Below are 21,450 nucleotides of genomic sequence, written 5' to 3'. Positions count from 1 at the left end.
TTTTATTCTGAATTATACGATTATTAAAAAGTAAGTTTTCATAGGAGTTAAGTATTTCGAATTACTAAAATAAAAAGCACTTTTGAAATAGCTCAAAAGTGCCTTTTTATTGATTGAGTTTCTAAAAATATGGTTATTTTTACATAGATTACTTACTATTTGGTGAAACCATTTTTTCAGGTTTAACTACTTCGTCAAATTGTTCCGCTGTAACCAAACCAAGCTCAACAGCGACCTGCTTCAACGTTTTATTTTCTTTATAAGCAGTCTTTGCAACTTTTGCAGAATTTTCATAGCCGATTACTGGATTTAAAGCTGTAACTAGCATCAGAGAATTATGCAAGAAGTGATCAATCTTATCGCGATTAGGCTCAATTCCCACCGCACAGTGATCATTAAAGCTATTACATGCATCACCAAGTAACTGAATAGATTGTAATAAGTTATAAGCAATCACTGGCATAAAGACGTTTAATTCGAAGTTACCTGAAGCACCTGCTACGTTAATGGTCGTATCATTTCCAAGCACTTGTGCTACAACCATGGTCATTGCTTCACTTTGTGTTGGGTTTACTTTCCCAGGCATAATGCTTGAACCAGGCTCATTTTCTGGAATACGGATTTCACCAAAACCACAACGAGGTCCACTTGCCAGCCAACGAATATCATTCGCAATTTTGTTTAAGCTTACAGCCAAAGTTTTTAATGCTCCTGATGCAAAAACAGCGGCGTCCCGTCCTGCTAGTGCTTCAAATTTATTAGGCGCAGTTACAAAAGGCAAACCTGTAAGTAATGCAAGCTGAGCTGCAGCTTTTACTGCATAGTCAGGATGTGCATTTAATCCTGTACCTACCGCTGTGCCACCTAATGGTAACTCATATAAACCACTCAAAGCTTGTTGTAGTCGAACCAATCCATGCTCAAGCTGTGATACGTAACCACTAAATTCTTGGCCTAAGGTTAGTGGAGTAGCATCTTGCAAATGGGTACGGCCAATTTTGACAATATCTTGGAACTCATCTGACTTTTTTTGCAAAGTCGCTTTAAGCTGCTCTACAGCAGGAATGAGCAATTCATTAATTTGCAAACTTGCTGCCACGTGAATAGCCGTTGGAAATGAGTCATTTGTTGATTGAGCACGATTGACATGATCGTTTGGATGTACTGGTTTTTGAGCACCTAAGGCTTGCCCTAATTTCTGGTTTGCAATATTGGCAATCACTTCATTACAGTTCATGTTACTTTGGGTACCAGAACCTGTTTGCCAGACAACTAAAGGAAATTGGGAATCCCACTTACCATCAATGACCTCTTCAGCAGCACCCACAATATACTGACTCAAATCTTGTGGTAGTTGTTCAAGTTCAGCATTGGTTATTGCAGCAGCCTTTTTTACAAAACCCATCGCTCGAATCATGGCACGGGGTAATCGTTCTTGCCCGATTTTAAAGTTCTGTAAGCTGCGTTGAGTCTGTGCCCCCCACAATGCTTCATTTGGAACTTCAATTTCACCCATAGTGTCATGTTCAATTCGTGTTTGCATAGAAACCTCAGTTATCTCAATAAAGAACTCACGGGCTGAAGCAAGTATTTGCTCTGGCTAGTTAATTTTGAATATCGTACTCAAGCATACCAGTATTGTAAATAAGAATCATTATCTTATCTTCCATTTAGAGTATTTTGATAAAAGCGCCATTCATCTTCGATCATTTGTTTTAATGGGCGCTTCGGTGTCCATTGCAATAAGGTTTTTGCTTTCTCAATATTAGCCCCAACTTGATCTAACTCGACATGTTTATAAATTGCTGATTGTGTAGGAACTTCAGCTTTAGTAACTTGTGAAATTTCATCGAGTAATTGACGAATTGAATGAACTTGGTCATGTGCAATATTAAATGCTTCACAACAATGCGTTTGTTCACGCAACCAATGTAAGCTCGCAATGACGGCTTCACATAAATCTAAAACATGTAAAAAACTACGTTCAGTCGTATGATCTGACGTTTCAGCTTGATCTTGTAATTCAATTAAATCACGTTGCATTGCTGCGACTTGCATCGCAAGCGGAACAATATTTTTAGGGAGCTGAGCGACATACTCTCCGAGTACCCCATGTTCAAATGCACCTACGATATTAGACAATCGTAGAATCGCAATTTTCCACTCATGGTCAATTTTATAAGTATCACGGATAATTTCTTCAATCATCTGTTGAGACTTAATGTAGGGATTAGGATAAGCATAATTAAATTCTTCTGTTTCACTCAATTGCAAGCCAGATTTCCCATAAGCTGCAAGGCTAGACAGATGAATAAAGTGACGAACACCCGTACGTTGCATGGCACGAAGCAAGCTCATGATACAACTAACATTATCATTATAATATTCAAGAGGTTTAAGGTTAGATTCTTCAATTGATTTGAATCCGGCAGTATGAATAACTGCATCAATTGAATATTGCTCAAACACCTTATTCAGCGCTGGTGTATTGCGTACATCAAGTTTGACAAATGGAACGTACATACCAGAAATAAACTCTAGCCGTTCCAAAGTTTGCAAGGTTGAATTAGCCAAATTATCGACGATTACCACCTCTTGCCCTTGAGCCATTAGACTCAACGCAATGTGTGAACCGATAAAGCCTAAACCACCTGTCACTAAAATCATTGTATACTTACCTTTCTCTTAATGTATCTACGCCCATTTAGACGTATGACCATAGTGAATTCTCAATGAGTACATTACTACTAATTACCTCTGCTCCTACTTCCATTCATGCTTGGCATGCGTTAGGACTTGCTCAGGCACTCAAAAGTAAAAATGAAGACTTCCGTGTATTCTTTTACCAAGATGGCGTGCAGGTTGCTAATGATTTTCAATGGGTTCCTGACGACCAGCGTAATTTAACGCATGAATGGCAAAAGCTTGCTATTCGTCTTCCTGTTTGTGTGAGTGCTGCCCTCGCTCGTGGTATTACAGATGCAGAAAATGCCAGTCGTCATCACCTTACTCATCACAACCTTGCCAAAGACTTTGAACTTGTCGGGTTAGGTGAACTTGCTGATGCAGTACAGTCAGCATCTCGTCTTATTCAATTTTAAGTTACTTTGTTTGCTTAGATTGTTGCTTTTAAAAGGTATATTGTGTGAAATCTGTACTCGTCATTTTAAGCCAAGCCAATTTAACCAGTCTTCAAATCAATGAAAGCCTTTCTGCTACTATGGTTTTAGCAACCTTTGGCTCACCAGTCAAAGTATTATTGAAAGATGCTGCTCTTAGTCTTTTGCAAAATGATTTGAGCTTTGATCAGTTTCGTCAGGCTTTCAAAGTGGCCTCAAATATGGTCGAAAGTTTTGAGTTCTACGACTTGAGCCCTATTCTGATTGAAAGTAAAAATCAGCAGCATCCTCTTGTACAAAAAACCGAACAAGAAATTGAATTCGTTCAGTTGAATGCTGAGTTTATTCAATCTTTTGATCATGTTCTATATTGGTAGATAAAGGTGTAAGTTTAATGAATCCGTCAACACTTTATCTTGTGCAATCTTCTTACCATTCTACGCCGAAGATTATTGAGGAATTACGCAATCTTTTTCGGGTAGGTGATCAAATTGTTTTTATGGGTGATGCAACTGCACACCTTTCTGCTGAAATGATTCAACCATTTGAATCTGTTTCATGCTTAAGCATCGAAAAAGACTTACTTGATACAGATACTTTATCTCAAGTGAAAGTATTAGATTACGATCAATTTGCTGATCTGGTTTCAACGTTTAATCGCTGTATTTCTCTTAAATAATATATTTAGGCTGGTTTCATGAATTTAGAATTAGACCAAGATGGTCATTTGGTTGATTACACAATCTGGAATCCTGAAGTTGCGCAAGAACTTGCCAAATCGCTTGATCTTGAACTCACCGATTGGCATTTTGAAGTTTTAGCAGCTGTACGTCAGTTTTATCAACAGTTTGGACATTCTCCAGCAACTCGCCCGCTGATTAAATTTTTAATGAAAACGGTTAGTCCAGAGATTAATAATGCAGTTTTACAGCAACAATTTAATACTGGTTTAGTGGCGCGTCATTTAAGTCGTTTAGCAGGAATCCCTAAACCAGCAAATTGTTTATAAAATTAAGTAAATTTCTTGGCAGCAGCGACGCATAAAATCGTTGCTGCTGTAACCACCAACATTGACCAACTTACTTGTTCGTGTAACAAGACCGCAGCAATACCTAATCCCATTAAAGGTTGTAAGAGTTGTAGTTGGCTAATCGCAGCAATTCCTCCTTGTGCAAGCCCTTTGTACCAAAAGAAAAAACCTATCAGCATACTAAATAAAGACACATAAATAAGGCCGACCAAAGCTGATGTAGATACGCTCTGAAATGAAGCTGGCATATAGAAAATAGTCAGAAATAGCATAAACGGTAATGATAAAATTAGCGCCCAACAAATGACCTGCCACCCCCCTATTTTTCTTGAAAGTACACCGCCTTCTGCATAGCCAAAACCACATAAAATAATCGCCATTAACATATAAAAGTCTCCTATCCCAAGTGAGGTATCACCAGAGATGAAGAACATATAAGCAAATACAACCGCGCTCCCCAAGATTGCAAATATCCAGAAAAATTGATTGGGTTTTTCTCCGCCTCTCAGTACAGCAAATATTGCAGTTGCGAGAGGTAAAAGGCTAACAAAAACGATTGAATGAGCCGCATTCATGTATTGGAGAGCAAGCGCTGTAAATAGAGGAAAACCTATCACCACGCCTAAAGAGACGATGGCAAGAGGCCACCAATCTTGCTTGGCTGGTTTTTTTTGTTTTAAAACCAAAATAAGAATAAGGCCTAAAATACCTGCAATTGCGGCACGTGCCGCAGTTAGAAAACCCGGTTCGAACCCCATTACGGCTACGCGTGTTGCTGGTAGTGATCCCGCAAAAATAGCCACGCCAATAAAACCATTCACCCAGCCATTCATAAACCTATTCATAATTTTCTCCGTCACTATACGAAGAATTTAAGCTGTGCTAAGGTGAATAAACCAGATACAAAGCAGTACAATTCAAAAGAACTGTAATGCATTAATAACCAGTACAGTTCGGATTGTAAGCCAGTGAAACAGAACAAAACCAAAATTGAAATTGTCATTTCAGAGATTGAGCAACAAATAAAAAATCGGTCTTTAATGCCTGGAGCACGCTTACCATCTGTACGCAAATTAGCGAATGATCTTGGCTTTTCGGTTTCAACCGTCGTAGAAGCCTATGAAAGATTAATTGCTCTAGGCAAAATCGAATCAAGAACTGGCTCTGGTTTTTATATTGTTGGTCCGCTTGCCCCTCTTTCTTTAAGCGAATTAAGTCCTAAATTAGATCGCTCAGTCGATCCATTATGGATTTCACGTCAATCTTTAGAAGCAAAAGCAGATGTTTTTAAACCCGGCTGCGGTTGGTTACCTGATGACTGGATGCCATTAGATAGTATTCGTAAAGCATTAAGGTCGGCTGCAAGAAGCCCAGATGATTGTTTGATGGGTTATTCAACGCCATTAGGATTACCCGCTCTACGTGACTTACTGGCAAGACGCGCTCAAGCAAAAGGTATCAATGCAAATCTTAATCAAGTGCTTTTAACAGACTCAGGAACTCAAGCAATTGATTTAGTATGCCGATTTTTACTAAAGCCTGATGATGTCGTTCTCATTGATGATCCTTGTTATTTCAACTTTCATGCATTACTTAAAGTCCATCAAGTCAAAGTTATTGGTATTCCCTACACACCAACAGGTCCTGACTTAGAGGCATTTAAAGAAGCAATTGAAACTTATAATCCCCGTCTTTATATCACCAACTCAGGAATTCATAATCCAACTGGTGCAGTACTTTCTCTTTCTACGGCGCATCAATTATTAAAACTTATTGAACAATCAAATTTGATTGTTGTTGAGGATGATATTTTCTCAGACTTTGAATATAGCCCTGCTCCGCGGCTTGCTGCTTTGGATAATCTTTCACGTGTAATCTTTATTGGAAGTTTTTCTAAAACGTTATCCGCATCTATTCGTTGTGGTTATGTTATTGCTAAACCAGAATGGATTGATCAGCTCACTGACCTGAAAATTGCCACAAGCTTTTCTCACAATGGTGTATCAGCTGAAGTTTTATTAAGTGCTTTAACAGATGGATCTTATCGTAAACATATAGAATTATTAAAGGTCCGATTAGCAAAAGCGATGCACGATACCATTACTCAGTTAGAACCATTGGGTATAAAACCATGGATTAAGCCTCAAGCTGGAATTTTTGTTTGGTGTCATTTGCCAAAGGGAGTTGAAGCTTCAGAAATTGCAAAATATTGTATTAATCATCAGGTTATTCTTGCGCCAGGAAATGCGTTTAGCCAAGCTTCCAATGCTGGTCAATTCATACGCTTTAATGTGACACAGTCAAATCATGACCACATTTATAAGACTCTAGCTGATGCGATTCAACAAGAGTCTTAGTTGGCAATAAGAGAAATTAAGCTTGTTTCTGTTTTTGCTGCATATATGCAAAATAACCCGGCCCAGCTGAAACCTGAACTTGTTTTGCATGTAAAGGTTCACGGCAAACCGAACATACCATGACTGGTTCAAATTTATGACCACAAGTTTTATGACGATATTCTAAAGGTTTGCCTAAACCTTGATCCATCCATTTATCTGCCCAATTCGCCATAGACAAAATAATTGGATAAAGTTCAAAACCTTTATCAGTCAATTTATATTCAAAGCGTTCCTGCCGATCAAAATAAGGGGCTTTGACTAAAATTTCATATTCAACCAAACGCTTTAAACGATCCGAAAGGACATGACGAGTGACACCTAATGACTTTTGAAAATCGTCAAAACGGCGTATTCCCATAAAAGCATTACGTAATATTAGCATCGTCCATCGATCGCCAATCACTGATAGCATACGAGCAACCGAACAAGGTTGATCACCGATGTCATCCCATTTCATCTTTATGCGTTCCTCGATATTTCCTAGCCTAATGGCCCTATTGTTTATACCCTAAACCACTTAGCACAATTTATGCAAGATTCATTCTTAAAATAACTTCTTATCAAGCTTAGGAACGAATTTTCATTATAAAAAATTAAAAGTTATTATTTAAAATTGCTTAATAAATATAATTCACTCAATTATATAGTGAGTTATATTTATCATTACTGGTTATTAATTTGAAATAAATACGCCCTTCAATATATAACCCGCTTCCAATTTTGCACTTGCCGGAATTCGGACTAGACAATTAGCTTGCATTAAATTACTGAGCATATGTGATTGCTGTTTTGCCAAACTTTTAACTTTGAGTTGTCCATTGTCAAAATAGGCATGCATTCTTAGAAAACGCTCGCGTGCATCTTCTTTTAAATCGTGATCTAAAATTGCACTAAACCACACTGGCCCAGCTTGGTTTCCCTGCAAAGTGTCGAGCAATGCTTTACCGTAAACCTGCATAGACACATAGACCGCAGCAGGATTACCGGGCAACCCCAGTAAATAACAGTGGTGATCTGATTCTGGATGAAAATATTCAGCAAAAAAGAGTGGCTTACCTGGCTTTTGTTTTACTTTCCAAAAGATCTGTTCAAAACCAACTTCAAAAGCACATGGCCGAACAAAGTCATAATCACCTACAGAGACTCCACCTGTGGTTATTACCACATCATGGCTATCTTTTAATTGGTCGAAATATTGTGTGACCTGTGCTGCCTCATCTGCCACATGAATGAGTTCAACATCTAAACCATAATCTTCAAACCAAGCTTTTAGTAATGGTCCATTTGCATCAAAGATTTTACCTTCAGCTAGATCTTCTGCTGTTTCGGCAACTTCATCACCCGTGATCAAAACAGCAACTTTCGGCGCACGGTAAACGTCAACCGTTTGTACACCCGCCATACTTAAGGCAGCCAAGCTTCCAATATTTAAAAACTGTCCAACTTGGGCAAGCAACTGCCCTTGCTGGATTTCTTCACCCGTAAAACGGATATCAGCTTGAAGGCGTATATGCTCCGTTAAACAAATTTCTTGAGGCGAAACAACCGATACGATTTCTTGCCGAGCTACGTGCGTTGTCCCTTCAGGAATTTTGCCGCCTGTAAATATACGAATTGCTTGACCTTCACTCAAAATGTCATGACTTTCGCTTCCAGCACGAATCTCCCCAGTAACCTTAAACTTCTGATTATTTAAATCTTCGGCATGACAACAAAGTGCATAACCATCTACAGCACTTTGAGAAAAGCTTGGTAGGTTAATTTCTGAATAGATTTCTTTAGCAAGATACCTACTTAGGCTATTTTGAAGAGGTTGCTGAATCGAACCTAATTTTTTAGGTCGGTTACTAATCAGCTCAATTGCTTCATCTACGCTAATCAACCCACGTTCTGTACCACAACCTGACATTATTCATAGCCTCCCGGATGTGGTAAATCACGGCAAACATCAAAAATATGGACTAAGGCAGGTAAAATAGCAGCCATTGATTCGCTTGCTCCACCACGGCTTCCCGGTAAAGTCACCACTAAAGAACGATCAATAAAACCAGCTACTCCACGCGACATTGCAGCGTATGGCGTGCGTTTTTGTCCAAATGAACGAGCAGCTTCCATTAAGCCATCTAGCTTTCGTTCTAAAAGTGGTTCTAGCGTATCAACCGTAATGTCACGCTTACCAATTCCAGTTCCACCAACCGTCATAATGCAAGCATATGATTTGCTCAACTCAAGCACTAAGTTTTTTAAAGTATCCGCCTCATCTGGCAAAATTTGGTAATGGATTGGATCGAATCCTGCTTCGGTTAAAGTTTCAACCACAGATTTTCCGGCAGTATCGGGCTTTCTACCCGCCGCTACGGTGTCTGACAACACAATAACCGCAGCCGAAACAGGCTGACGAAGAACTCGCTTAAAGTGTGATTTACCACCTTTTTTCTTAAGCAATTTACATTGGTCCATCCAGAGTTCTTCTGGTTCACAATGTGGTTTTAACATGTCGTAAATGGTTAAGCCGGCAAGACTTGCAGCCGTTAAAGCTTCCATTTCTACGCCAGTTGGACCAATGGTTTCAACTACGGCAATGATCTTTACAAAATCATGTTCTAGTTCATATTCAACATCTGCCCGATAAATCGGCAGTGGATGACATAAAGGAATCAGCTCATCAGTACGTTTTGCTGCCAAAATTCCTGCAACACGTGCGGTTTTTAATGCATCACCTTTTTCCGTATTCCCTTGTCTTAATAATTCAATACAGTGCGGTGGTGCATATAAAATTGCTTGTGCTTCAGCAACACGATAACTTTCCGGCTTCATTCCTACGTTTTTCATTATTTATCCTAGTCGAACTTATTTCAGTGTGAGTGTTCATGGCCGGCATGATGGTGATGCTTGTGTTCGTGCGGTGCATCCTTACGAATACAGCAGCCCTCTACATAATGACTTGTGCCATCTGTAAAGAACTCTTCTTTAAAAACAGGCACTTCATGTTTTACCCGCTCAACCGCTTCTTCGCATGCTTGAAAAGCTTCACGGCGGTGGGCTGCATAAGCAATTGCAATAATGGCTGTTTCACCGACATCTAGATGCCCAATCCGATGAACCACTCGCACATAAGATACCTGATACTTTTTCTCAATTTCCAGTTCAATTTCACGTATCATTTTTTCAGAAAGCGGTTTATACGAGGTATATTTCAAAGCCTTAACCGCTTTACCTTCATGGTGATTACGAACTGTACCCATAAAAATATCAATTCCACCGCATTCAGGAAATAATTCAATAGGATCAAAAATATCTAGGCTTAAAACCTGCTCTTGAATACGTGCAAAATCTCGCATGACTCATCCTCCTGCAACTGGTGATAATAAAACCAAAGTACACGGTTCACTTAAGGCAGATTGTCTTGTTATGACATTATCGCCAATAGCGCATGCACATTTTTCCATGGCCTGTATACATTCCGGATGCAATGAAACAATTTCATCTAATACATCTTTAACTAAAATATCGGTGGGGAAAACTAACGAAAGATTTTGTGGAAGCAATTTTTCAATTGCACCAAATGATTCTATTTTAATTTGGATAGATTGCTGCATTTATCCCCCAAGCATATGCATACTGATTTTACGGGTTTGTTGATGTTGTAAGGCATGAAAGCCTGTAGCTTTATGCCAAATATAAGGATGGACCAAATTCTTTAAATTTTGGATATACATATCGTATTCTGGTGTACGTTGTTTACTTACCAGCGTTTGAAGCTGTGGCTTAATATTTAAACCCTGCAGCGCAAAGAGACAGTTATAAAGTTCACCTTGTGCCGTTAGTCGTATACGGTCACATTGATGGCAAAATGAGTGAGTAATGGTAGAAATGATGCCTAGCGCGTAGCTATTGTTAAGTAAATATTGGCGTGCTGGCTCATGTTGCTGCTCAATCACTTGTACTGAATAATGTGGTTGCAACGCCTTTAAAATTTCGGCTTCACTCACCACATCTTTATTTGACCAAAGTGCATCACCATCAAGTGGCATGAATTCAATAAAACGTAGCGGAATATGATTGGCGATAGACCATTTCACCATAGGTAGGATTTGATCGTCATTTTTATTTTTCATTAACACGCAGTTAATTTTAAAAGGTAACCCTGCATCTTTTGCAGCTTGAATACCCTCAAGAACTGGTTCTAACTTTTTCTTAGTGAGCTCTTTAAATTGAATCGGATCTAGGCTATCTAAACTAATATTTAAATCATCTAGACCAACATCTTTTAATTGCTGAGCGTATTTTGCAAGATAATGTCCATTAGTGGTCATTGAAATACGCTTTAAACCTAATGCTTTTAAAGCTTGTAAATCGCGAATGAAATGAACAATACCTTGACGCATTAATGGTTCACCACCCGTAATACGGATGCTTTCAATACCTTGTTGCACCATAAAACTGCAAAACTGAAAGAGCGCCTCAAAACTAAGCAAATCTTGTTTATTTAGCCATTCAGGATGTTCAGGCATGCAATACACACACTTAAAATTACAGCGATCAGTTACTGAAATACGTAACTTTCGCTTGATACGCCCATATTGATCTTGCAAAAGCATTGGCGCAGTTTCAGAGTGATATTGTTTCATTATTTGCACTCATATCGAGAACAGTTCAAATATTGCAAGCACTCATTAAGAGCAATTAAACTTTTAAAATTGCGCCTTAGTAGTGCTTTGATCTTTATTGCAAAATTTGTTCCAATTCTATTTATCATCCATAACTTTTTGGGTTGTATTTGAAATTTCGGCCGTACCGTTTTAGCTCAAACTTTAAAGCTTTACAAAATCAGTGCGGCGTCAACCTTTTATATACCCTACTTTATTTCTAGCACTTTTCTAAACGGATGGGTACATATTTATGGTACGGTGTTTTAGATAAAGGGTCACAATGCTCACCAGAAATGAGCATGTTTAATTGTGGTCCAATTGGTTCCCCACCTTGAAAGCGCATGCCATAACCATGTGGAAGCGAAACAACTCCTTTTCGCATTCCCTCATCAAAATCTACAGTAACCTGAATTTCTCCATGTTGTGAGATACATTTAATTTGATCACCCATAGCTACACTTAAGGCTTCTGCATCTTCAGGATGAATTCGTAAAGCTCCTTCCACATCTACTTTTCGCCAAGCTGGATCACGGTAAATTTGATTGGCGTTATAGCTACGTCGCTCACCTGATAAGAGGATAAAAGGAAATTCTTCAACGTTAACCTGATGATTTTTTAAATTTGTGAGCTCAGTTAACATCTCGGGAATAGCTAGACGTATTTTCTTATCTTTATAAGCTACCAGTTTCCAGACTTCATCATATTCATGTTGCGACAGCACAACACCTGAACGTTGCTTTAATATCTGTTCAAATAGTTTGACACCTTGTGTTAACGGATTACCTTTATAACCTGCACGACTTACCGCTTTGGTGTGTAACACAGCATATTGAATAGAGAGCGGCAATAAAAAAGCAACTGAACCAGCTGAGTTTTCTAACTGCTTACCTAAAGTACGATAGATAATTGAAGCTGCAAAAGGAATATATTTTTTGTGTCGTGCAAAAGTGAGTCCTAATGCCGACAAATACGGTAAATAGGCTGTTTTTTTCGAGTCGACTGAAGCTATTTTTTCTAAAATTGGAAAGCGTTTTGGAATCACCTGCATAGCTTCAAGTAATCGAGTATAAATTTCGGCTTCCGGTAAAGTGTTTGCTTGTGCAGCCAATACGGGATGTCTTAGGTGAAAGCCATTCTTAGGAAATTCCAAATTAAAACCAGTAAATTCCCATTTTTCAAACTGAGTGTGAGCTGGCAAAATGTAGTCCGCAAGCCTCGCTGTTTCTGTCATAGCAACATCAACTACCACCAATAAATCTAAGGCTTTAAATGCTTCCTCAAAAGCTGGTGTATCAGGATAGGTTAATAGTGGATTACAGCTATCTACAAACACAGCACGAATTCGCTTTTCCCCTGCTTTTAAGATTTCATCGGGTAAAATATTAGGCGGGAAAAACCCGGAAATCGGGAACATTTTATGGTAAACACTACGTCTATATTTCGGCTTTCTTTCATCTGTATCGCTTAAGATTGGAATAAACATAGTATGTAAATTATTAGTACCTTGTTTTCCAAAGTTCCCTGTCAGTAAGTATAAAAGCTTTTCTAAATAACCATTTAAAGTCGTATTCAAAGTATGTTGAATACCTAAATCAATCCGCACACAGCCTCTTTTTGCTTTAGCAAAGTCTCGAACAACCTGATAAATCAAATCGACAGGTACATCAGCTTTAGCAATATAATCTTCAATTGGAACTCGACTAAATGCTGTTTTTACGTCTTCGAAACCTTGTGTATGCTGCTCAATAAACGCTGCATCATAAAGCTTTTCTTTAATAATGATCGCAATCATGGCCGACATTAAAAAAGCATCTGTCCCCGGTTTTAATTGCACATGGATATCTGCTTGTTTGGCCGTTTCGGTAACACGCGGGTCAAACACCACCATGGTTCGGTTCGGATCTTTCTTAATATGTTTTAGCGTGTCTCGGGCGTTAGGAATGCCATGGGCCTGAAAAGGATTTGTTCCAATGAAAAGTACATAGTCGGCGTGTTCAACATCTTCTGTGGTATGGCAAGCCTGACTACCAAACAAACGTCCATTGAGCCAAAAATCGCCCGTTTTTTCTTGGGCAAGTGAGTTGTAAGCATAATAACTTTTCATGGCCAGCAAAAGTTGTCGACCATACGCTGCACCTAAATGATTGCCTTGACCACCACCCCCAACCGAAGCAAAAGCAGTCCCACCAAAATCATCTCTAATCTGCACTAATCGATCAGCAATTTCTTGTATGGCAACATCCCAACTTACTTCTTGAAATGATCCATCAGGTTGACGTTTCAAAGGTGTGGTCAAACGGTCTGCGTGTTGCTGGTAATGCTGTAATCTGGCAGCTTTTTGACAAATGTAACCTTGAGAAAAAGGATGTTCGGGATCACCTTTAATTTTGACAAACTGGTTATCTTTAATTTCGACACTTAAACCACAGTTCCTAGAACATAAAATACATGCGGTCACATCTGTTTTACTTTGCTGAGCTGCGTCCATCATTTTTCTGGCTCCATTTATTTTTATACATCTGGCTAGAATGAAAACATCAGGTTCCAAAATAGAACTTATGTATTAGATAGTCAAGAACGCATCATTTTAAATTTGTTTATAACATCACTTTAGTTTGTAAACTGGTAGAATCCAATGTCTAACTCGCGGTAAATATCTCTTTAAAAGCATTGATTTGTTTATATTGTTGAAGCTCATCCAAAGAGTTAATGCTATGAAAAAATAAGTTTTGTTTTTGGAATACGGCGACTTGTGCATGTAAAAGCTTAAAGCACTCTTTTAAACTTAATCGTTGTTTATCAATTTGCGCTGTTATCGTAAGCAGGCTTTCACGCTTTAATAAGCAAAATGGGTATAAAGCATCCCCATTAATTGAAACATAGGCTGCCTGAGCTTGTTTATTTTTGCGTAGTGCACTGTGTAATTTCGCAACGACTTGCGTAGGTATATACGTCACATCACAGGGAATACACAAAACATAATCTGCTTTTACATGTGACCATGCGCTTTTCATGCCCATAAGTGGGCCGAAAAAACCGGAAGCATCATCTTGAAAACACTTAATATCAGGCACAATACTTTGATAAATCGAATAATCACGATGACTATTTACCCAAATTTCAGATACAGATGACTTTAGTTTTTGATGAATTTTGAGTAGTTGCGTATCGCCATCAAATTGCTGCAACAGCTTATTTAAACCATTCATACGGCGGGCTTGTCCACCCGCCAAAATGACCAGATCAGTTACGGGATATCCCTTATTCACACTTCCACCTCTTGTTGGCAAGCTTTAATCAAGCCACGAATCTCAGGTAAACATGAACCACAGTTCCCACCTGCTTTTAAACATGCAGTAACCTGTTTTTCATGGGTAATGTTTTGTGTTTTTATCACGTCGATAATTTTATTCTTACCTACTTTAAAACAACTACACACTAAAGGCCCATCATTATTAGTAGCCGCCATTGGCATACCCGCTAGTAAAGCTTTTCGGTGCAAGGCGCTCAAACGTTCTCGTTTAAAGAGACTCGCTACCCAATCACGGTCTGGCAATAAATCTGGCGGTGCAATATATAGACTTGCAATTACAATGCCATCTTTCAAAATAACGCTATGGCTCAGTTGTGAAGAGATATCTTCTATGCTTAACCATTCAAAGGTTTCATCGGCAAATGGTAAAAAGCTTTTCAGATTCTTTTGAGTATCATGAAAAGTTTGGCGGTCTGCAAGTTCATAACGATTGGTTTTCACCATTTTGACTTTGGTCCACCATGCACAGTGATGTAGCGATTCTTGAATATGCGAATCGTATCCTTCACGAATATAGAGCACGCCCTGCCAAGTGGTATAGAACGGCTGAATGATTACAGGCGTATGTTTGAACTCAGGTTCACCTGAAATTGCATCAACTTCTGGATTAACGACTTTACCAATGCGGGCGTCGGATGCAACCTGTTCAGTCCAGTGAATCGGTGCAAAAATTTGCCCACGACGGACACCCGATGAGAAGGTCACACGTAGTACACAACAGCCCCATTTCGAACGAACTTCTACCAAGCCTTGATCACGTACACCAAATTTCAAGGCATCACTTGGATGAATCTCACAGAATGGTTCAGCGCGGTGACTGGTCAAATTTGGTGACAAACCAGTACGCGTCATGGTGTGCCATTGATCACGAATACGTCCCGTGTTCAAAATGAGCGGATAATCTTCTGAAACTGCATGTACCGGATCAATTGCAACAGTCGGAATCAATTTTGCCTTGGCATTTTTATGACTAAACTGGCCCTTGCCAAACAGTTGTTGAACGGCTTTAGCATCTTGGTTTTTATCCCATACTGGCCATTGCACTGGTTGTAGAGCGTCGTACTCAGCAGTACTTAGGTTCATTAAACCTTTCAGGTTGAAATAACGAAAATTATTACTCTCTTCTCGCATGCCCATGTCTGCATTGTCTTGTGCAGATAGCGCTGCATGCTCATTAAAGATGTCACTTGCATTCGCAAAGTCAAAACCATTAAAGCCTAATTTTTTCGCGACTTGACTCACCGACCACCAATCTGCTTTTGCTTCGCCCGGCGCAGGTAAAAAAGCACGTTGACGTGAAATACGACGCTCAGAGTTAGTAACGGTTCCATCTTTTTCGCCCCAACCTAAAGCTGGAAGCAAAATATCGGCGTAAGCTGTAGTATCCGTATCGGCACAGATATCTGACACAACGACTAATTCGCATTTTTCTAAAGCACGTTTCACCTGATCGGCATCTGGCAAACTCACCACTGGATTAGTTGCCATAATCCAGATCGCTTTAATTTTTCCAGCTTCAACGGCACGGAATAAATCAACTGCTTTCAAACCAGCTTGAGTTGCAATAAATGGGCTATCCCAAAAGGTTTGCACTACTTTTTGATGTAATGGATTATCTAAGTCCATGTGTGCCGCTAGCATATTGGCTAAGCCACCCACTTCTCGACCACCCATCGCATTGGGTTGGCCTGTCATTGAAAATGGTGCGGCGCCGAGCTTACCAATTTTGCCTGTTAGTAAATGACAATTAATAATACTGTTGGCCTTATTTACGCCCTGACTTGATTGATTCACACCCATTGAAAATAGGGTAATTACTTTTTCAGTTTGAGCAAATTTCTCAAAGAACTGCTGTAATTTGTCTAAGGAAATACCACTACGTTTTGCCACATATTCAATATCGGCTTCTGGGTGGCTGCTTGCCAAAACATCTTGCAGGCCTTCGGTATAAGCCTCTACAAATGCCTGATCGGCATGACCATTTTGATATAGATATTGGAATAGACCGTTAAACAATGCGACATCTTGGCCCGGTAAAATCGGTAAATGTAAATCCGCTTGTTCACAGGTACTGGTAAAACGTGGGTCAATTACCACCACAAACATATCCGGATTTTGGCTTTTAGCCTGCATAATCCGCTGATACAGCACCGGATGGCACCATGCAGTATTAGATCCGACCAATACCACCATATCTGCATGTTCAAAATCTTCATAACTCGCAGGCACAATATCTTCACCGAAACTCCGTTTGTGACCTGCCACCGCAGATGACATGCAAAGGCGTGAGTTGGTATCAATATTTGCAGTACCCAAATAGCCTTTTACAAACTTATTCACCACATAATAGTCTTCAGTCAAAAGCTGACCTGAAACATAAAATGCAATGCTGTCACGACCATATTGATCGATACAAGATTGGAATTTATCAGCAATTTTATTGATTGCCGCATCCCATGTCGTTACCACTCGATCAGCTTTGCGCCCCATCATTGGTTGTAAAACACGTGTTTCTAACCCTAAAGTATCCGCAAGACGGCTACCTTTAATACATAAGCGTCCAAAGTTGGAAGGATGCTCAGCATCCCCCTCAACTTGCACCACAGGTCCTTGAGATTTTTGTTGGACGTTTACGCTAACACCACAACCTACACCACAATATGGACATGTTGTTTTAGTGTTTTTTGCAACATGATCGGAGCTATCGACTTCAACGCTTGGAATACTACTCATAACTGCTCCTTTCCCTATTTAGCCTGCATTTTTTAATGCAAAATCTCGACCAAATAGCAGTTTATTTCTAAATGAAGAAACAGGTGTTTGGTCTGCAATTAACTCTGCATACCACATGCCATCTTCAGTATCACCAAACAGTACTGCACCGATTACCCGATCGCTTTGAATGATAATACGCTTATAAATCTGGCGTTTTTCATCGTTCAGGATAATGTCTTCATAATCATCTTTCGGCTCAAAATTACCAGCCGAGAATACATCGACACCACTGACTTTTAACTGAGTCGGCACAGTTGGTGCTTTAAAAGTTAAGCTGCCGTGCTCTGCTAAATGGGTCGCGCAAATAAAAGCTTGCCCCCATAGTGGCTCAACCAAACCAAAAGTTTGACCACGGTGTTCAATACACTCACCCACCGCGTAAATACTTGGGTCAAATGTTTGCATGGTGTCATTCACCAATACACCGCGATTGCAACGTAAACCAGCACTTTGTGCCAAAGCAATATTTGGACGAATGCCCACGGCGAACACCACAAGGTCTGCATCTAAGACCGTGCCATCTTTCAAACGGATTTGCTTCACATGCCCATTTTCATCACCAATTAACGCTTCGGTATTGGCTTCGGTAATGATTTGAATGCCTTTTTGTTCAATACTATGACGTAATAACTGGCTCGCACGACCATCAAGTTGACGTTCCATAATACGGTCCATCAAATGCAATACTGTGACATTCATACCGCGTTGTTTTAAACCATACGCCGCTTCTAAACCGAGTAAACCGCCACCAATCACCACTGCATTGGTTTTTGAATCGCAGTATTCAATCATGGTGTTGACGTCATAAATATCGCGGAAAGTTAACACCCCCTTTAAGTCAACACCTTGAACTGGTGGAATAAATGGTGCCGAACCTGTTGCCAGGATCAAACGATCATAATCAACTGTCTGGCCTTTTTCGGTGTAAACCACTTTACGTGGACGATCAATTTTTACGGCTTTATCACCGGCAATAAATTTAATGCCTTTATCGTCATACCACTTTGGTGGATGCAACATAATGTCTTCAATAGTTTTTTCACCCGATAAAACCGGAGATAACATAATGCGGTTATAGTTACCCCAAGGTTCTTCACCAATCACCGTAACTTCATAACGGTCTGGTGCCATATCTAGTAAATCTTCCAGACAACGCATACCCGCCAAGCCATTCCCGATCAGCACCAGTTTAAGTTTGTCTTGTGATACACCTGTATTGGTAATATAAGTTTTTTGCGGTACCGCATTGACCCAAACACGACCATCAACAATTTTGCTCGGGTAAACCGCCAATTTTTGGTCTTTATCTTCTAAACAACGGCCCGTTGCCAAACTAAAATGTTGTTTATAGATTGGAGATGCAACGACGCGTTCGCCTTGTAAATCACCAATAATCCCACGGCTCATCACATTCGCTTGGCTAAACGGATCTTTATTACTCAGCACGTAAACACGTTTTTCATGTCCTACACGAAAAATTGCTACCGCTTGTCCGCCCACTAGCGCTCCTGCACCAGTGTTTGGGGTTAAATCATCGAGTGCACACACATCAATCCATTGATCATCAGGAAGCATATTTTTGTCTTGTACAATATTCATAGAAACTCTCCTTTATGCTTCAACCATTGGAATACGGTCTTCTGAACGTTCAGCTTCAGTTAATGGGCGAATTTGACCACGTTCAGTTGTAAATTGAATGTGTGGATCGGCCTGTTCATTTGCTCCTGCGTTGATATACGTTTGGAAGCGTTTGCGAACTTCAGGATTTTCCACCGCAGTACGCCATTCGTCTTGATATGTGCCAATAATGTGTTCCATACGGCGCTCAAGCTCGGCAGCCAAACCAAGTGAATCATCCACCACTACAGATTTAAGGTAATCTAAGCCGCCTTCCATGTTGTCGCGCCATACACTCGTACGTTGTAAACGGTCTGCGGTTTGGATGTAGAACATATAGAAACGGTCGATGTAACGGATCAGTGTTGCTTTATCAAGGTCAGATGCAAGTAACTCTGCATGACGTGGTTTCATACCACCGTTACCACAGACATAAAGGTTCCAACCTTTTTCGGTAGCGATAATACCAACGTCTTTACCTTGCGCTTCCGCACACTCACGAGTACAGCCAGACACTGCCATTTTTAATTTATGCGGTGAACGTAAACCTTTGTAGCGGTTTTCAAGCTCAATCGCTAAACCAACTGAGTTGTCTACCCCGTAACGGCACCATGTGCTACCTACACAAGATTTCACGGTACGCAATGATTTACCGTAAGCATGACCAGACTCGAAGCCCGCAGCATTCAGCTCTTCCCAAATGAATGGAAGTTCATGAACTTGAGCACCAAACATGTCAACGCGTTGACCGCCAGTAATTTTGGTGTACAGGTTATATTTCTTTGCAATTTGACCAATCGCGATTAAACCATCTGGAGTCACCTCACCACCTGCCATACGCGGTACAACCGAGTAAGAACCGTCTTTTTGGATGTTCCCCAAATAGTAGTCATTACTGTCTTGTAAGCCTGCATGACTTGGCTCAAGTACGAAATCGTTCCAGCAAGATGCCAAAATATTTGCGGCAGCAGGTTTACAGATATCACAACCTAAACCATGACCATGTTGATGAATCAAATCATCGAATGTCTTAATTTCATTGACACGAACCAAGTGATACAACTCTTGACGCGAGTACGGGAAGTGTTCGCAAATGTGGTTATTTACAGTCACACCTTGACGTTGCAACTCTGACTTCAACACTTGTGTCACTAATGGTGCACAGCCACCACATGCTGTTGCTGCTTTGGTGCATTTCTTTAATGCACCTAAAGAGGTCGAACCATCGCTAATTGCTTGGCAGATGTCTGCTTTTGATACGTTGTTACACGAACAAATGGTCGCGCTGTCTGGAAGTAAATCTACACCGCTACCACCAGACTTACCTGCTGATTGTTCAAAGCCAGGCATAATCAAGCTTTCAGGTACTTCCGGTAAAGCTAGACCGTTTAACATCATTTGTAAAAGGTCATTGTATTCTTTGGCATCGCCCACCAAAACTGCGCCCAGCAATTTGGTTTTATCTGCATTTACAACAATCTTTTTATAAACCAGCGCATGCTCATCTGCATAGAAATAGCTTAATGCACCCGGAGTCATGGCATGTGCATCACCTACAGAAGCAACGTCCACACCCATCAACTTCAACTTGGTGCTCATGTCTGCACCGGCGAAGCAATTACACTCTTCATCTAAAATGTGTTTTGCTGCAATACGCGCCATGTCATAGCCCGGTGCAACCAAACCATAAATTTTATTTTGCCAAAGCGCACATTCACCAATGGCATAAATATTGTTATCTGAAGTTTGGCAATAATCATTAATGACGATACCGCCACGCTCACCAATCGCCAGACCACTATTGCGTGCGAGCTCATCACGTGGACGGATCCCCGCAGAGAATAAAATGACATCTGCTTCAAGCTCGCTACCATCTGCAAATTTCATTACATGTGTAGTGCTGTTGCCACATTCGATAGATTGTGTCGCTTTTTGTGTATGAACTTTTACACCAAGGTCTTCAATTTTACGGCGTAAAACTTTACCGCCCAAATCATCAATTTGAACTGCCATTAAACGTGGCGCAAACTCAACAACGTGCGTTTCTAGATCTAAATCACGTAAAGCTTTTGCAGCTTCAAGTCCAAGTAAACCACCACCAATGACTACACCTGTTTTTGCATTAAGACTCGCTGCACGAATCGCGTCTAAGTCTTCAATCGTACGGTAAACGAAGCAGTTTTCACGGTCATTACCCGGAATTGGTGGAACGAATGCATACGAACCAGTTGCCAACACCAATTTGTCATAGCTGATGACATCACCATGATTGGTTGTGACTGTTTGTGCAGCTGTATCAATTGCAGTTGCTTTTGTATTTAGACGTAAGTCAATGCCATGAGCATCAGCAAAGTCAAAACGTGCTAAAGATAAATCTTTTGCTGATTTCCCAGAAAAATATTCTGTCAAATGTACACGGTCATAGGCGATACGAGGTTCTTCCGCGAGAATCGTGATTTCCAGTTCATCATCTGCTTTTTCTAAAATGGCTTCGATGAATTTGTGGCCCACCATACCATGACCAATCATTACCAATTTCATAGTG

General features: G+C 40.1%; 19 protein-coding genes. 5 read left to right on the top strand and 14 right to left on the bottom strand.

Annotation, left to right across the window (positions count from 1 at the left end; all coding sequences use genetic code 11):
* Positions 1-148: 148 nt before the first annotated feature.
* Together fumC and galE are read right to left on the bottom strand one after the other, a co-directional pair.
* Positions 149-1,543, bottom strand: coding sequence for a class II fumarate hydratase (gene fumC / locus B806_RS0111320; RefSeq protein ID WP_017385986.1), 1,395 nt, complete (start codon positions 1,541-1,543; stop codon positions 149-151).
* Positions 1,544-1,659: 116 nt separating this feature from the next.
* Positions 1,660-2,667: a UDP-glucose 4-epimerase GalE gene (gene galE / locus B806_RS0111315; protein ID WP_014207002.1), complete on the bottom strand. Its 1,008-nt coding sequence runs from the start codon at positions 2,665-2,667 to the stop codon at positions 1,660-1,662.
* A gap of 65 nt (positions 2,668-2,732) precedes the next feature.
* Here galE and tusD point away from each other — a divergent pair, with 65 nt between their 5' ends.
* From tusD to B806_RS0111295, 4 genes are read left to right on the top strand one after another with little or no spacing between them, the layout of a single operon-like run.
* Entirely contained in the window at positions 2,733-3,101 is a 369-nt protein-coding gene (gene tusD / locus B806_RS0111310) for a sulfurtransferase complex subunit TusD (protein WP_002115623.1), read from the top strand.
* 44 nt (positions 3,102-3,145) lie between these two features.
* Positions 3,146-3,496 (top strand): hypothetical protein, encoded by a 351-nt coding sequence (locus B806_RS0111305; protein WP_017385985.1) that lies wholly within the window; start codon positions 3,146-3,148, stop codon positions 3,494-3,496.
* Positions 3,497-3,513: 17 nt separating this feature from the next.
* Positions 3,514-3,798: a hypothetical protein gene (locus B806_RS0111300; protein WP_017385984.1), complete on the top strand. Its 285-nt coding sequence runs from the start codon at positions 3,514-3,516 to the stop codon at positions 3,796-3,798.
* An 18-nt stretch (positions 3,799-3,816) separates the two neighbouring features.
* Positions 3,817-4,128: a TusE/DsrC/DsvC family sulfur relay protein gene (locus B806_RS0111295; RefSeq protein ID WP_002115694.1), complete on the top strand. Its 312-nt coding sequence runs from the start codon at positions 3,817-3,819 to the stop codon at positions 4,126-4,128.
* Between the two features lie 2 nt (positions 4,129-4,130).
* On the opposite strand, the gene B806_RS0111290 is transcribed toward B806_RS0111295, so the two are convergent.
* The gene (locus tag B806_RS0111290) at positions 4,131-4,994 is read right to left on the bottom strand and encodes a DMT family transporter (protein WP_025465973.1); all 864 of its coding nucleotides are present in this window, start codon (positions 4,992-4,994) and stop codon (positions 4,131-4,133) included.
* A 123-nt stretch (positions 4,995-5,117) separates the two neighbouring features.
* On the opposite strand from B806_RS0111290, the gene B806_RS0111285 reads away from it, so the two are divergent.
* Complete coding sequence (locus B806_RS0111285) at positions 5,118-6,506, top strand: PLP-dependent aminotransferase family protein (protein ID WP_025465972.1); 1,389 nt, start codon at positions 5,118-5,120, stop codon at positions 6,504-6,506.
* A 16-nt stretch (positions 6,507-6,522) separates the two neighbouring features.
* Here the strand turns inward: B806_RS0111285 and B806_RS0111280 are convergent, their stop codons facing one another.
* The 11 genes from B806_RS0111280 to nirB form a co-directional block, all read right to left on the bottom strand.
* Positions 6,523-7,005: a helix-turn-helix domain-containing protein gene (locus tag B806_RS0111280; RefSeq protein ID WP_005068860.1), complete on the bottom strand. Its 483-nt coding sequence runs from the start codon at positions 7,003-7,005 to the stop codon at positions 6,523-6,525.
* Positions 7,006-7,221: 216 nt separating this feature from the next.
* A complete protein-coding gene (locus B806_RS0111275) occupies positions 7,222-8,457 on the bottom strand; it encodes a molybdopterin molybdotransferase MoeA (RefSeq protein ID WP_017403034.1) in 1,236 nt (411 codons plus the stop codon).
* Positions 8,457-9,380 carry a bifunctional molybdenum cofactor biosynthesis protein MoaC/MoaB gene (moaCB, locus tag B806_RS0111270; RefSeq protein WP_014207007.1) on the bottom strand — a complete coding sequence of 308 codons (924 nt, stop codon included), beginning with the start codon at positions 9,378-9,380 and terminating at the stop codon, positions 8,457-8,459. The genes B806_RS0111275 and moaCB overlap by 1 nt, the downstream gene beginning before the upstream one ends.
* A 23-nt stretch (positions 9,381-9,403) precedes the next feature.
* Entirely contained in the window at positions 9,404-9,889 is a 486-nt protein-coding gene (locus B806_RS0111265) for a molybdenum cofactor biosynthesis protein MoaE (RefSeq protein ID WP_017385981.1), read from the bottom strand.
* Between the two features lie 3 nt (positions 9,890-9,892).
* A complete protein-coding gene (locus B806_RS0111260) occupies positions 9,893-10,147 on the bottom strand; it encodes a MoaD/ThiS family protein (protein ID WP_016145671.1) in 255 nt (84 codons plus the stop codon).
* Complete coding sequence (moaA, locus tag B806_RS0111255) at positions 10,148-11,188, bottom strand: GTP 3',8-cyclase MoaA (RefSeq protein WP_079380945.1); 1,041 nt, start codon at positions 11,186-11,188, stop codon at positions 10,148-10,150.
* A gap of 229 nt (positions 11,189-11,417) precedes the next feature.
* Complete coding sequence (locus tag B806_RS0111250) at positions 11,418-13,691, bottom strand: molybdopterin-dependent oxidoreductase (RefSeq protein WP_017403033.1); 2,274 nt, start codon at positions 13,689-13,691, stop codon at positions 11,418-11,420.
* A gap of 148 nt (positions 13,692-13,839) precedes the next feature.
* A complete protein-coding gene (locus B806_RS0111245) occupies positions 13,840-14,469 on the bottom strand; it encodes an NTP transferase domain-containing protein (protein ID WP_017385978.1) in 630 nt (209 codons plus the stop codon).
* Positions 14,466-17,246 (bottom strand): nitrate reductase, encoded by a 2,781-nt coding sequence (locus tag B806_RS0111240; RefSeq protein ID WP_017385977.1) that lies wholly within the window; start codon positions 17,244-17,246, stop codon positions 14,466-14,468. Before B806_RS0111240 ends, B806_RS0111245 begins: the two co-directional genes overlap by 4 nt.
* Positions 17,247-17,264: 18 nt before the next feature.
* Complete coding sequence (gene nirD / locus B806_RS0111235; protein ID WP_014207013.1) at positions 17,265-18,887, bottom strand: nitrite reductase small subunit NirD; 1,623 nt, start codon at positions 18,885-18,887, stop codon at positions 17,265-17,267.
* A gap of 12 nt (positions 18,888-18,899) precedes the next feature.
* Positions 18,900-21,446 carry a nitrite reductase large subunit NirB gene (gene nirB / locus B806_RS0111230; RefSeq protein ID WP_017385976.1) on the bottom strand — a complete coding sequence of 849 codons (2,547 nt, stop codon included), beginning with the start codon at positions 21,444-21,446 and terminating at the stop codon, positions 18,900-18,902.
* Between the last annotated feature and the right edge of the window lie 4 nt (positions 21,447-21,450).

This window comes from Acinetobacter sp. TG2027 (assembly GCF_000302435.1).
GTDB classification, from domain to species: domain Bacteria; phylum Pseudomonadota; class Gammaproteobacteria; order Pseudomonadales; family Moraxellaceae; genus Acinetobacter; species Acinetobacter pittii.
This window is presented reverse-complemented; position numbering and strand designations above follow the sequence as displayed.

Excerpts from the sequence above, each read along its gene's own strand:
- B806_RS0111250 (WP_017403033.1), bottom strand. The coding sequence starts at position 13,691 with ATGATGGACGCAGCTCAGCAAAGTAAAACAGATGTGACCGCATGTATT.
- galE (WP_014207002.1), bottom strand. The coding sequence starts at position 2,667 with ATGATTTTAGTGACAGGTGGTTTAGGCTTTATCGGTTCACACATTGCG.
- B806_RS0111265 (WP_017385981.1), bottom strand. The coding sequence starts at position 9,889 with ATGCGAGATTTTGCACGTATTCAAGAGCAGGTTTTAAGCCTAGATATT.
- B806_RS0111295 (WP_002115694.1), top strand. The coding sequence starts at position 3,817 with ATGAATTTAGAATTAGACCAAGATGGTCATTTGGTTGATTACACAATC.
- fumC (WP_017385986.1), bottom strand. The coding sequence starts at position 1,543 with ATGCAAACACGAATTGAACATGACACTATGGGTGAAATTGAAGTTCCA.
- B806_RS0111300 (WP_017385984.1), top strand. The coding sequence starts at position 3,514 with ATGAATCCGTCAACACTTTATCTTGTGCAATCTTCTTACCATTCTACG.
- B806_RS0111290 (WP_025465973.1), bottom strand. The coding sequence starts at position 4,994 with ATGAATAGGTTTATGAATGGCTGGGTGAATGGTTTTATTGGCGTGGCT.
- B806_RS0111280 (WP_005068860.1), bottom strand. The coding sequence starts at position 7,005 with ATGAAATGGGATGACATCGGTGATCAACCTTGTTCGGTTGCTCGTATG.
- nirD (WP_014207013.1), bottom strand. The coding sequence starts at position 18,887 with ATGAATATTGTACAAGACAAAAATATGCTTCCTGATGATCAATGGATT.
- moaCB (WP_014207007.1), bottom strand. The coding sequence starts at position 9,380 with ATGAAAAACGTAGGAATGAAGCCGGAAAGTTATCGTGTTGCTGAAGCA.
- B806_RS0111260 (WP_016145671.1), bottom strand. The coding sequence starts at position 10,147 with ATGCAGCAATCTATCCAAATTAAAATAGAATCATTTGGTGCAATTGAA.
- B806_RS0111275 (WP_017403034.1), bottom strand. The coding sequence starts at position 8,457 with ATGTCAGGTTGTGGTACAGAACGTGGGTTGATTAGCGTAGATGAAGCA.
- nirB (WP_017385976.1), bottom strand. The coding sequence starts at position 21,446 with ATGAAATTGGTAATGATTGGTCATGGTATGGTGGGCCACAAATTCATC.
- tusD (WP_002115623.1), top strand. The coding sequence starts at position 2,733 with ATGAGTACATTACTACTAATTACCTCTGCTCCTACTTCCATTCATGCT.
- B806_RS0111240 (WP_017385977.1), bottom strand. The coding sequence starts at position 17,246 with ATGAGTAGTATTCCAAGCGTTGAAGTCGATAGCTCCGATCATGTTGCA.